The following is a 12,508-nucleotide window of genomic DNA, read 5'->3' on the forward strand; positions in this document are numbered from 1 at the left end:
CGATACAAAAAAAACGGGCCAGTTTCCTGACCCGTTTATCTTTCTTGTTTCTGATATTCGCTTAGATAATCTGCAGCGAGAGCCAGTACAGCGCGCCGGACAGCAGAATCGCCGCGGGCAGGGTCAGTACCCAGGCCATCAGGATGCTGGTGACGGTTTTCTTCTGCAGACCGCCGCCATCAACGAGCATCGTCCCCGCTACCGAGGAGGAGAGCACGTGGGTGGTGGAAACCGGCATACCGGTATAGCTCGCCAGACCAATCGATACGGCGGCGGTCATCTGAGCTGACATACCTTGTGCGTAGGTCATCCCTTTCTTACCGATTTTCTCGCCGATGGTGGTCGCCACGCGACGCCAGCCGATCATGGTGCCGATACCCAGCGCCAGCGCAACCGCCATAATAATCCAGATTGGCGCGTACTCGATGGTGCTCAGCATGTCGGTTTTCAACTTCTTCAGCAGACGCTTATCGTCAGCATTCACTTCCGGCAGCTTAGCCACTTTGTCAGTGGTGTCGGAGATGCAGAGCATAATACGGCGCAGATGGCTACGCTGTTCCACGGAGAGCGTGTCGTAGCTTTCGGTACCGGTCAGCATCGTCTTCACGCGGTCAAGCGCGTTGATGGTGTTTGCCGGGTGGCAGTGGAACTCGCCGTTTGCGGCAGCCCCTGCGTCCGGAGACGGGATGAGCTGCTCGGCGCCGGTCGCTTTTTTCAACAGCTCAGGACGCTGCTGGAAGAAGGTTTCCACGTTGTTGACCGCATCGCGGGTACGGGTGATTTCGTAGCCGGAAGCGTTCATATTGACCACGAAGCCAGCCGGAGCCACGCCGATCAGCACCAGCATCACCAGGCCAATGCCTTTCTGACCATCGTTCGCGCCGTGGGAGAACGCGACGCCAATGGCGGACAGAATCAGCGCAATACGCGTCCAGAACGGCGGCTTTTTCTTGCCGTCTTTCTTTTCACGCTCGGCTGGAGTCAGGTGGATACGGGCGCGTTTTTTGGTTCCGCTCCAGTAGCGACGCAGAATGAAAATCAGGCCGCCCGCTACGACCAGGCCAACGATTGGCGAGACGATCAGCGAGCCAAAAATACCCATGACTTTCGGGATGTTCAGCGCGTCCACCACCGACGTACCGGTCATCAGGGCATTGGTTAAACCAATACCGATGATCGCGCCGATCAGGGTGTGCGAGCTGGAGGCCGGAAGGCCGAAGTACCAGGTGCCGAGGTTCCAGATAATTGCCGCCAGCAGCATGGAAAAGACCATGGCGAGGCCATGTGCTGAACCCATGTTAAGCAGCAGGTCGGTCGGCAACATATGCACGATGGCATAGGCTACGCTGAGACCGCCCAACAGAACGCCGAAGAAGTTAAAAAGAGCCGCCATCGCCACAGCAAGCTGCGACCGCATTGCGCGAGTGTAAATCACCGTTGCAACCGCGTTTGCGGTATCATGAAAACCATTGATCGCTTCGTAAAAAAGCACGAAAGCCAGAGCAAGCAATAATAGTAACCCGGTATGTAAATCCAGACCGGCAAATAAATGTACCATAGGACGTTACGCCATTTTGAGGACATGAACGCGGCGCATTATCAGTGACTTTCGCGGCGCGGGCAAAGTGAAATATAGACTTTTTTTGATTTTCTTCCTGTTTAAGTTTTACCTTGTTGGGAGTATTCCTATATCTTTCAATGAGGTACGCAAATCTGTTTTTTTCAGTCTGGTGCGACCAGAATGAAAAATTTACAATTCCCGACAATCGGGATATGAGGAATGTTGTGTGGAAAGGTTTGATGCCATCGTAATCGGCGCCGGAGCGGCGGGAATGTTTTGTGCAGCGCAGGCGGGGCAGGCAGGCTGTCGGGTGCTGCTGCTCGATAACGGCAAAAAGCCCGGGCGGAAGATCCTGATGTCTGGCGGTGGCCGCTGCAACTTTACTAACATGTATATCGAACCCGCGGCATATCTCAGCCAAAACCCGCATTTTTGCAAATCTGCGCTGGCGCGCTACACCCAGTGGGACTTTATCGATCTGGTTAGCAAACACGGTATCGCCTGGCATGAGAAAACCCTGGGCCAGCTTTTCTGCGATGATTCCGCCGAGCAAATCGTTAACCTGCTGCTGGCCGAGTGCGAAAAAGGCGGCGTACACATTCGCCTGCGTAGCGAAATTATCAGCGTAGAGCGGGATGATGAGGGCTATACGCTACAGCTTAACGGCGAGACGGTGGCGGCGAAAAAGCTGGTGGTTGCCTCCGGCGGATTATCCATGCCCGGCCTGGGCGCCTCGCCGTTTGGCTATAAGCTCGCCGAGCAGTTTGGCCTGAAGGTGCTGCCGACCCGCGCGGGCCTGGTGCCGTTTACCTTGCATAAGCCGCTGCTCGAACAGCTGCAGGTGCTTTCCGGGGTGTCGGTGCCGTCCACCATCACGGCGGAAAACGGGACCGTCTTCCGGGAAAATCTGCTCTTTACCCACCGCGGGCTGTCCGGGCCGGCGGTACTGCAAATTTCCAGCTACTGGCAGCCGGGAGAGTTCGTCAGCATCAATCTGCTGCCGGATTGCCATCTTGATGACTTCCTTAACGAGCAGCGCGCGGCGCATCCCAATCAGAGCCTGAAGAACACCCTGGCAATACAGCTGCCAAAGCGGCTGGTTGAGTGCCTGCAGCAGCTGGGGCAGCTGCCGGACGTCACCCTGAAACAGCTAAACGTTCGCGAGCAGCAGGCGCTGGTTGAGACGCTGACCGCGTGGCGCGTCCAGCCGAATGGCACCGAAGGCTATCGCACGGCGGAAGTGACCCTCGGCGGTGTCGACACCAACGAACTCTCTTCGCGCACCATGGAGGCCCGCAAGGTGCCCGGTCTGTACTTTATCGGCGAAGTGATGGACGTCACCGGCTGGCTGGGAGGCTATAACTTCCAGTGGGCGTGGGCGTCAGCCTGGGCATGCGCGCAGGCTTTAGCGGAACAGAAATAACCGCCTGCTCTGTATCAGCGGACCCGGCTCCGCCTTATCCGCTGATATTGTGCTGCTTTAATTTGCGCCACAGGGTCGTGGGGCTGATGCCGAGCATCACCGACGCTTTGGTTCTGTCCCCGTCGGTTTTTTCTATGACATGGCTAATCAGCCGTTTCTCTTGTTTCTTTAATAAATCGGTTTCATCTGATGCCACGCCCGCGGCCGGGAAGTGAGAGCTCTCGTTGGCGTCATCCGGTGAAATTTGACCGATCTGCAGCAAAACGTCTTTGCTCACTCGATCGATGTCCAGCAGGACGATGAGCCGGTAGATAACCGCCTGAAGTTCACGAATGTTGCCAGGCCAGCTATAGCGATGCAAAAAATCCACCGCGTCGGGGGTAAATGTGATTTGCTTACCTTGCTGATAAAGCAGGTGCTGAATCAACAACATGATATCGCCCGGTCGTTGGCGTAAGGCCGGTAGACTCAACTCAAGAATATTGATTCTATAGTACAGATCCTGCCTGAACTCACCGCTGGCGACGAGCTGGCGCAGATCTTTATTGCTGGCGGTGATCAGGCGAAAATCGGCGGTGATCAGCGTATCGCCGCCGAGACGAGAGAATTGCTTCTCTTGTAACACGCGCAGCAGCTTAACCTGTACCGATAACGGCGCTTCGCTGATTTCATCGATAAACACCGTGCCGTTCATCGCCATTTCAAACACCCCCGGTTTTCCGCCCTTGCGCGCGCTGGTAAATGCGCCGTCGGCATAGCCAAAGAGTTCACTTTCCAGAATGCTCTCGGGAATGGCCGCGCAGTTAATCGCGATAAAAGGGCCGCGGCTTCTGGCGCTATGGTTATGAATACTCTGAGCGAAAAGCTCTTTACCTGTGCCGGTATCGCCCAAGATATGAATGGGAAGTTCGTGGCGGGCGCACAGTTTAGCTTTTTTTATTACATCGCGTATCGCCGGAGACTGGCCAATAATGTCGTCGAAAGACCAGGTTGTGGAAAAACCGCGGAGTTTACTTTTTTTGCTGATACTATTTTGCCAAAGTGAACTCTCCTGGTTTAATCCTGTAATAATGCTATAAGATGTTTGGCGGTTGGAAAAATGACGTATGGAAATAAAAATAGTTTGGCCGTTAATATCAATGACCTGTTCTTTAATGTCTAATTCGTTAATAATACTGGCGTAAATATCTTTAAATGCCTCTTTTTTGAATATTTTATCTCCGACATGACACTGGAATAAGCTCAGGCCGATAGCATTAATATTTATGATCTCACCCAACTGATCAATACACATGATGCCCTCACGTGCTTGATTCAGCGCGGCGTGGCTCATGATGAGCTTGGTATTTTCTCGGTTGAGATATTTTAATAAGCTATAAGCTTCATTGATGGCCTGCTCAATCGAAATATTATCGGTGTCTCCCATAATAGCATTGAGGTTATATTTTTTAGCCATTTCAGCAACCGTAAGGCCGCCGATGACCGTATGGTAATCGTTCTCTGAAAGATTTTTTATAACGTTTTCAATATCATTGTGGTTGTATACCTGGCAAATTTTAAACTCTTCGTTAGTCATGTTCTGATAATGACGTAAGGCATTACAAAATTGGGGGAAACCAACCGCGGCGATTTTTTGTGATTTGATTTTGGCCTGTTGTAAAATGCGATAAACGCCGTGAAAATCATGGGCGATCTCAATGACCGGGATACTAATATTGTTACGCAGGAGGGCGGCGGTGCCGCCTCGGCTAATAATTATCTTAGCGCCGGACTGGATCATCTCATTCGCTTTATCGAGAACGTCAGAATAACGAAATTCATATACCGGAACATCGAGCTTCCTCTCAATAAGAACATTCATGATGCGTTGGGTTATTGTTTTGGAAACTGAAAAAATGACAATTTCATTATTCTTCATATATTATTCGCTCAGGTGTTCTGGGTTTGCAATGTTTATTATATGGCGAGCACAGGGAGAATCAATGAGGGTGGTCATATAATACGATATTAAGAATAAAAGCCTTACGCATAGCAAATGCGTAAGGCTATGTCATTAGTGATTAGAAACGCAGGCGGCGGTAGACAATTTGACCGTTGCATAAGGTAGCGCAGTTATCGATATAACGGTCACCTTCGAGTTTGACCCCGTGGGTATCTTCAAAAATGACGTTCTCTTTTCGCAGCTTAACAATGGAAATATCAGCACTGGCGCCGGGCGCCAGGGTACCAATTTGCCCCTGCATTTTCATCAGGCGGGCCGGCGTGGCGGTTACCGCGCGAACGATATCGAAGAAGGACATTCCCATGTTGAGATATTTCGACATGACGTGGAGCAGACTGTAGACCTTATCCGTCCGTAAGCTATTTCTCAGGGTGAGATCGGTGCTGATGATATCGGGATAAAATCCCTGCTCCATGGCGGTTCTGGCAACGTGAAAATCAAAGTGGGCCACGCCGTTTGAACAGTCGAAGATAACCCCTCTGGTCTGCGCCTCTTTTATTGCCGCATAGACCTCGCCCTGTTCATCGAGAATCGAGTGGCCGGTACCGTGGAAGCAGTGGGCGTAAATATCATCGGCATTAAAATAGCGGATCAGTTCATCGGCGCAGAGAAGAGAGTCCGTGACGTGAACGCAAATCGTGGTATCCAGTTTACGCGCCAGGGAGACGGTAGAGAGAAGAGGGTCGCTGGCGTACTGTTTCCCTTTGGCGATATCCTGGCTGTAGCGTAGTTTCAATCCCAGAATATTGTCTCTGTTGCTATTCAGCGTTTGGGCGATTTTCTCCTCGTTGTAATTCGCCGGATTGGTATTTTCCAGATACCCGGTCGGCCCGCCCCCGAGGGTGGAAAGCCCGACGTTGACCACGTTCAAATAGCTTTTGATTTTCACCATGGCAGGATGAATCACGCTATTGCGAAAAAGCTGATAATTCACCCAGCCGCTGCTGCCGGCATCGACCATGCTGGTGACCCCGTTGGGCAAGCATACGATGTCAGGGTTGACGCTGATGGCGGTCCCGCCGTGAAAAACATGACCATGGAAGTCGATTAAGCCAGGCAGCACGATACAACCCGCGGCATCAATCACCGTTTCGGCCTGCAAATCGTCAACGGTATTTAAGTCCACGATGCGATCGCCGATAACGCCAATATTACGATTAATATAATCATGACCTTCGAGATCGGCGACCAGACCGTTTTTAATCAGAATATCCAGTTTCATTTTATGCTCCTGTTAAATGCCGATAAACTTCCAGTAAGGAATACCGATCAGGAAGAAGATTAATACGTTGACCACCACCATGATGGTGCCCAACATCCAGAACGTTTTTTGCGGGACGTAGCCGCTGGAGAACGTAAATACGCCCGCGCCGTTGCCGTAGTGCGTCAGCAGTGCGCCATAGCCTGCGGAGAAAGCCAGAGAAAGCGCCACGTACATCGGGTGCGCCTGGGTCGTCATTCCCAGGGTAAAGAGTACCGGATAGAAAGAGACGACGAACGCGCTGTTCGAGACAAAGAAATAGCGGACGGCAAGGCTGATAAAGACCAGCACGGCAATCGCGCTGATTTCATTGAGATGCGACAGGTCGAGATAGTTTTTGATAACGTCCACCAGAAAGACGTAGAACCCGCCTTTTGATAGGGCAACCGCACAGCCATAAAACGCGCCATACCAGACGAAGGTCTGCCAGGCCGATTTTTCGCTCACCACGTCATTCCAGCTCAGCACGCCGAAAAGCAGCAGACAGGCGAGGAACGCCAGGCCGACGGGAATAAAGGCGATGCCGGTGATGGAACCCGTCATCCAGCCGAGCACGCCCAGGACAAAGAACACGATCAGCAGCTTCTCTTCACGTTTTACCGGACCCAGCTCACGCAAGCCCTTCTCGGCAATTTCATTGACGTTATCGATAACTTTCAGTTCCGGCGCGTAGATTTTATACAGTATCCACGGAGCGAGCAGCAGCACCAGTCCGGCTGGCACCACGGCGGCTTTAAACCAGGTCATCCATTCGAGATTCACCTTCATGATCTCGTTGGCCAGCGAGACGGTAATTGAGTTGGTCGCCATCCCCGTCAGAAACAGGCTGGAGGTTCCCATTGAGACGACGTACATCAGGATGGTCAGATAGGCGCCGATTTTGCGGCTACCGTCGTCGGGCTTCGAGCCCAGCGCTTCGGCGATGTTCCTGAAGATGGGATAGGTAATGCCTCCCGAACGGGACATATTTGAACCCGTTGCCGGGGCCAGTACGGTATCCGTCACCATCATCAAATAACCCAGGGTGAGGGTATTTTTTCCATAGCGTTTTAGCAGAAGATAGGCGATACGTTTACCCAGTCCGGTAATAACAAACGCTTTGCAAATAATAAAGGCGCTGATAATAAACCAGACCATAGGGCTGCCAAAACCGGCAAACAGGGGAGCGGGGTCGAGAACCAGAGAGGCAAACCCGAGAATAATCAGCATAATGACCGCATCGGTAAACGGGCGCAAAACCAGCCCGCACAGCATCGCCAGATAGATGCCAACCATATGCCAGGTCGGTGCGGAGACGCCTTCCGGGTGCGGTATTATCCAAAATAAAACGGGGAAAAAGATAATGGGCAAGAGTTTTAAATAAAGCATTTTTATTACCTTTGCTTTAAAGCCACGGCCCGTCAGGGCACCGCGGCCTGATATTATTTAATCAAATTAACGATACATGTCGTCGATAAACTCAACGCCGGTCTCATCCAGTGATTTTTTGACCCAAAGGCGATTCGCGGTGCCGTTTTTGGCGGCCTCTACTTTGCTGGCATCGAATTTTGCATACTCTTTGGCTTTATTCAGTACGGCTTCTGCGTCACCGAGGGGAATAACAATCACGCCATCCGCATCGCCGACGATCAGGTCGCCCGGACAAACCGCGACGCCGCCAACGGCGATCGGCGTGTTCACCTCCCCTGGACCTTGTTTAAACGGGCCTGCCGGGTTGGAGCCGGTAGCGAACAGCGGAAAATCGAGAACCGACAGCGCATCGATATCGCGGATAGGCCCGTCCAGCACGATACCGGCGATTTTTTTCATGCAGTGGGCATAGGCCACCATGATTTCGCCCATTAATGCCCGCGAGCGGTCGCCTTCGTTGGAGACCACAATCACATCGTTCTCACCCGCCATATCCAGCGCGGCGTGCAGCATCAGGTTATCGCCCGCGCGGACTTTCACGGTGATGGCGAACCCCGCCATAATCGGCTTTTTCGGCGAAGAGATACGTTTAATGCCGTTACCCAGAACGGCAATACGGTTCATGGTGTCAGCAATATTCGCCGCCGGGAGCTGTTCAAATTCTTTAAGAAGATCGACGCTGCAGGTCGGACGCTTTAAAAAAATACGGTTACCAATAGTCATTTTTTTCTCCTTAAAAACCCGGGACCGGCCAGGACGGTTTCTTACCGGATAAGACTTCATCAATGCCAATCGCGGAATGGAGCGAGGCTCTGTCGGTCGCTTCAATGGTGGCGGCGCCAATATGCGGGGCAATCACAATATTGCTTAGCGAGAAAATCGGGTCGTTGGCATCAAACGGCTCTTTCTTTAAAACATCCACGCCCGCCCCGGCGATAGCGTGGGTGCTCAAGGCGTGATACAGCGCTTTTTCATCAACCAGCTTTCCGCGTGCGGTATTAATGAAATAGGCGGTAGGCTTCATCATGGAAAACTGTTTCTCTCCGACAAAATCGGTGGTTTCCGCCGTCGTCGGACAGTGCAGAGAAACGAAGTCGCTCTCTTTGAAAATACGGTCAAAATCGTTGGTAAGCTCTACGCCTTCGGGGATCTGCTGCTGGGTTTTATACGGGTCATAGGCGATAACTTTCATATTAAAGCCATGCAGCGCTTTGATTGCCACGCGTGAACCGATATTCCCGACGCCAATTAAACCCAGCGTTTTTCCATCCAGCTCCACTTTTGGCGTGCGCAGTTTTGCCCAGTAATAATCTTCAAGCATCTTTTCCTGTACCAGCTTGAAATTACGCGAGCAGTGCAGCATATAAAATATGGCCAGTTCGGCAACGGACATGCTGTTAGCAATTGGCGCATTTAATACGACGACGCCGTGACGTTTAGCCGACGCCAGATCGACCGTATCGTAACCGGCACCGTGACGCGCAACGACTTTCAGCTTTTTAGCTGCTTCAAATACGCGGTCGGACATTTTTGAAAGGCGGACGATAATACCGTCGCAATCGACGATGTCGCGAATGATATCTTCTTCTTCCATCCCTGAGCCGTTAATCAGTTGATAACCGCGGCTTTCCAGATATTCTCTCCCTTCTGCCATGATTTCCTGCGGGAGTAAAATTTTGTACGTCATTTAACTATCTCCAGTGTTGATTACGTGGAGGTAATTGCATGGCGTGTGCCATACATTCATGCAAGATGAATGTTTTTTTGTAATGCTTTGATATGTATGTGTATTTTGTTTTTGTGGTCAACGAGTTGTGGTGATGTTCTTCACATACCTGAACGCCGGAGTGAGGCCGGTTATTTAATTATGAAATGGCTGAAATGCATAATTAAATGTGCGAATGGCGAGCTTCACACTTTATTTTATTTATATGCGGAGAGCATTTTCTTGTAGCGATTGACATTGCCCGGTGGACAACTTAAAACGTAAGCCAAAGGTTAATCTGGAGAGGTTTCGGCAATGAATAAATCACAGGTGGAGATATTCATGCTTATGGTTCGGGAGGGGAGTATTCATTTTGTATCGCAGCGGCTGAGTATTGCGCCTTCGTTGATAACAACCAGCGTATGTGCGCTTGAAAATGAACTGGGTTTCAACCTGATTAAGCGCGGCAGGAATATCAGAAAAGTTATCTTAACGGAAAAAGGACACGCTTTTTATCGGCTTGCTCCAGAGTTACTGATATTGCTTAATGCGATTGCGGATATTCGGGCGGGAATAAAACAGCCCGGCAAGTCCTTCCCGCCGGGCAAAATAATCAGTTCAGCCCCAGGAAATACTGGGCAATTTTGAAGTAGATAATCAGTCCGGTACCGTCGATAAGGGTGGCGATAAACGGCGCTGAAACTACAGCCGGGTCGATGCCGACGCGTTTGAGCGTCAGGGGGATCACCGAAGACACCACCGCGCTCCACAGGGTAATGCATACCAGCGTCAGGCTGACAATCAGGGTGATCTCCATGCCGATGCCCATCATCCAGGCGCGCAGGCAGCCCGCCAGGCCGAGCGTAATGGCAATCAGCAGCGAGGTTGAAACCTCTTTACGGATTACGCGTCCCATATCGCGCAGCCGCACCTCGCCGAGCGCCATGGAACGCACGAGGGTGGAGGTGATCTGCGTCCCGCTATTGCCGCCGGTACCAATCAACAGCGGAATGAAAAAGGCCAGCGCAATCGCCGACTCCAGCGCTTCCTCAAAATGCTGTAACACGCTGCTGGTATAGGCTTCGGCGACAAAGAGCAGCAGCAGCCATACCGAACGTTTTTTCCACAGCGCCCACGGGCTGGTTTCCAGGTAGGGCTTTTCCAGCGGCAGCGTCGCGCCCTGACGCTGAGCATCCTCGGTCACGTCATCTTCCAGCAGATGCGCGATCTCTTTTTCCATCAGGCAGCCGACCAGCTCGCCCTTTTCGACCCCCGGCACGAGGTCGAGCCCGCGCTCGGCCAGCTCGGCGACCACCTGCGGCCGCGGGTCGTCAGGCCTGACGCGAAACAGGCAGCTATCCATTAAATAACGAATGGACTGGGCGGTATCGCTCTCCTGCAGCAGCTTTTTAATCGATAAACTGCCGCGCAGTTTTTTCCCGGCGACGACAAAAACCTGGCCGGGGATCTCATCGCTGGCCAGCTGAGAAACGAACAGCTCACGTGCTTCATGAACGCTGAAATGTTCCGGCAGGGTAATGAAATCGGTACGCATATACTGGGCGATCGCGTCGCCGTCGAACGCTGCGGTAGCCTGATGTGCGGCGCACAGTTGAATGGAAGACATGGTGTAATTCCCTATAAAAAATCACTCATAGGGGCGAACAAGACAGGATGAGCACAGGCAGATCCCTACGTCCTGGTTTTAGCACTGCACAACGTATCTGCCCGGCATGAACGCCGTCAGAAGTTACCTTGGCAACACCTTGATTCGATGGAAGCCTGTATTTCCCTGAGTGGTCTCTCTCGATACCAACAGGGCGGTAACTTATGTTTATGCAGGAGCCTCGCCATAACGAGATCGTTAAATGAGGCCTGATTATTCGCGAAGAGAGATGATTAACCAAGCATATAATTCATGTGGTTTATTAATTGTTGAGAAAAGGCGAAAGTTTATTGCGATCAGGGCGATACAGGGATTTTGCCCTCTTAGGGTGAACAAAATTTTTTCAAACTATACTTAGCAGTGGATGCGTTATAAATGCTATTTCCCGCGAGATTGTTGGTTGAAAAAACTGAGGTGACCCATCGTATAAGCGATATTTAAGAGGAACGCTGTTATGTTGAAAAACAGGATTAATCTTCAGGTTATTATCTGGACGACGCTCATTGGAGGGTTCATCAGCTCTCTGGTGAAGTCGGGAACGGAAGCTAATATGCCGCCCCGCGTGGCGGGCGAGATATCGCCCCCGGCGGCGCATATCGACGCCTGGCTCGGCTGGCTTGGCATTAATTCACACTCGCTGGACTACGTTTATCAGGGGGTGACAATCCCCGGCGCCGTCATGCTTTACCACTGGCTGTTCAGCTTTGCTTTTGCCTTTCTCTATGTCTTCATTTCCGCATACTGGCCGAAAATCCGGCTTTGGTACGGCGCGGCCTATGGTCTGATTATTACTCTCGTTATGCACGGCTTCCTCATTCCCGCGCTGGGCTTCAGGCATCCCGCCTATTTAAACGGGGAAACCGGGTGGCTGTGGAACCTGAATGGCTATGAGCTGTGGAGCGAAACCCTCGGACATATTTGCTGGTCGTTTTCGATTGAAATCAGCATGATTGCCGTTCTTGCCCTGCTGGCAAAACCGATACGAGGCGCATGGGCCAACGAGTCGCCATAATGGCGTTAGTCCCGATCGCGCGTTAAAGAGTCATTTATCGCATCCCACGGCTATGAGTGGGGTGACTCCTTCTCCGTTGGCAAACACTGCAAATGGCCGTGGCGCACGCCGCGCTGGGCGATAACGTCATCGGCAAAATGCTGAACGTCGCCCATATCGCCTTTCAGCACGGCGATTTCCAGACAGTCGTCATGGTTGATATGTACGTGGAGGGTGGCGACGGAGAGGTCGTGGTGATGATGCTGGGTGGAGACTAAACGGCTGGCTAAATCGCGCTTCTCATGTTCATAAACATAGGAGAGTACCGCGAAGCCCTGGGTGCCGTGCTCCTGAGTGCTTTCCTGGGCCAGCGCGCCGCGCAGAATATCGCGGATGGCTTCGGAGCGATTATGATAGCCGCGGCGCTGGCTCAGGCTATCCAGCGTGTCGAGTAAATCGTCATCAAGAGTAATCGTGATACGTTGCATC

At 51.9% G+C, this 12,508-nt stretch carries 11 protein-coding genes and 1 riboswitch; of the genes, 3 read left to right on the forward strand and 8 right to left on the reverse strand.

Annotated elements, in window-relative coordinates:
• Positions 1 to 61 precede the first annotated feature (61 nt).
• A complete protein-coding gene (gene pitA / locus JLG71_RS01390; RefSeq protein WP_014227140.1) occupies positions 62 to 1,558 on the reverse strand; it encodes an inorganic phosphate transporter PitA in 1,497 nt (498 codons plus the stop codon).
• A gap of 229 nt (positions 1,559 to 1,787) precedes the next feature.
• On the opposite strand from pitA, the gene JLG71_RS01395 reads away from it, so the two are divergent.
• On the forward strand, positions 1,788 to 2,984 hold the full coding sequence (locus tag JLG71_RS01395; RefSeq protein ID WP_025106829.1) for a BaiN/RdsA family NAD(P)/FAD-dependent oxidoreductase: 1,197 nt from the start codon (positions 1,788 to 1,790) through the stop codon (positions 2,982 to 2,984).
• A 34-nt stretch (positions 2,985 to 3,018) separates the two neighbouring features.
• Here JLG71_RS01395 and JLG71_RS01400 read toward each other — a convergent pair whose 3' ends face one another.
• From JLG71_RS01400 to JLG71_RS01420, 5 genes are all read right to left on the reverse strand, one after another.
• A complete protein-coding gene (locus JLG71_RS01400; protein WP_200913944.1) occupies positions 3,019 to 4,902 on the reverse strand; it encodes a sigma 54-interacting transcriptional regulator in 1,884 nt (627 codons plus the stop codon).
• Between the two features lie 142 nt (positions 4,903 to 5,044).
• Positions 5,045 to 6,208: a metallo-dependent hydrolase gene (locus JLG71_RS01405; protein WP_049084366.1), complete on the reverse strand. Its 1,164-nt coding sequence runs from the start codon at positions 6,206 to 6,208 to the stop codon at positions 5,045 to 5,047.
• A gap of 12 nt (positions 6,209 to 6,220) precedes the next feature.
• The gene (locus JLG71_RS01410) at positions 6,221 to 7,615 is read right to left on the reverse strand and encodes a DASS family sodium-coupled anion symporter (protein WP_004126262.1); all 1,395 of its coding nucleotides are present in this window, start codon (positions 7,613 to 7,615) and stop codon (positions 6,221 to 6,223) included.
• Positions 7,616 to 7,681: 66 nt separating this feature from the next.
• Complete coding sequence (locus tag JLG71_RS01415; RefSeq protein WP_047722841.1) at positions 7,682 to 8,380, reverse strand: RraA family protein; 699 nt, start codon at positions 8,378 to 8,380, stop codon at positions 7,682 to 7,684.
• 10 nt (positions 8,381 to 8,390) lie between these two features.
• Positions 8,391 to 9,344: a hydroxyacid dehydrogenase gene (locus JLG71_RS01420; RefSeq protein WP_025106833.1), complete on the reverse strand. Its 954-nt coding sequence runs from the start codon at positions 9,342 to 9,344 to the stop codon at positions 8,391 to 8,393.
• A gap of 333 nt (positions 9,345 to 9,677) precedes the next feature.
• Here JLG71_RS01420 and JLG71_RS01425 point away from each other — a divergent pair, with 333 nt between their 5' ends.
• Complete coding sequence (locus JLG71_RS01425; RefSeq protein ID WP_227630950.1) at positions 9,678 to 10,010, forward strand: LysR family transcriptional regulator; 333 nt, start codon at positions 9,678 to 9,680, stop codon at positions 10,008 to 10,010.
• On the opposite strand, the gene JLG71_RS01430 is transcribed toward JLG71_RS01425, so the two are convergent.
• Positions 9,976 to 10,989 (reverse strand): magnesium transporter, encoded by a 1,014-nt coding sequence (locus JLG71_RS01430; RefSeq protein ID WP_200913945.1) that lies wholly within the window; start codon positions 10,987 to 10,989, stop codon positions 9,976 to 9,978. The genes JLG71_RS01425 and JLG71_RS01430 overlap by 35 nt on opposite strands.
• A gap of 56 nt (positions 10,990 to 11,045) precedes the next feature.
• Positions 11,046 to 11,229, reverse strand: a riboswitch (M-box (ykoK) riboswitch).
• Between the two features lie 253 nt (positions 11,230 to 11,482).
• On the opposite strand from JLG71_RS01430, the gene JLG71_RS01435 reads away from it, so the two are divergent.
• Positions 11,483 to 12,040, forward strand: coding sequence for a YagU family protein (locus JLG71_RS01435; RefSeq protein ID WP_025106835.1), 558 nt, complete (start codon positions 11,483 to 11,485; stop codon positions 12,038 to 12,040).
• Between the two features lie 50 nt (positions 12,041 to 12,090).
• On the opposite strand, the gene nikR is transcribed toward JLG71_RS01435, so the two are convergent.
• Entirely contained in the window at positions 12,091 to 12,507 is a 417-nt protein-coding gene (gene nikR, locus JLG71_RS01440; RefSeq protein ID WP_064357698.1) for a nickel-responsive transcriptional regulator NikR, read from the reverse strand.
• Position 12,508: the final 1 nt, after the last annotated feature.

It is taken from the genome of Klebsiella michiganensis (genome assembly GCF_015139575.1).
Taxonomy (GTDB): domain Bacteria; phylum Pseudomonadota; class Gammaproteobacteria; order Enterobacterales; family Enterobacteriaceae; genus Klebsiella; species Klebsiella michiganensis.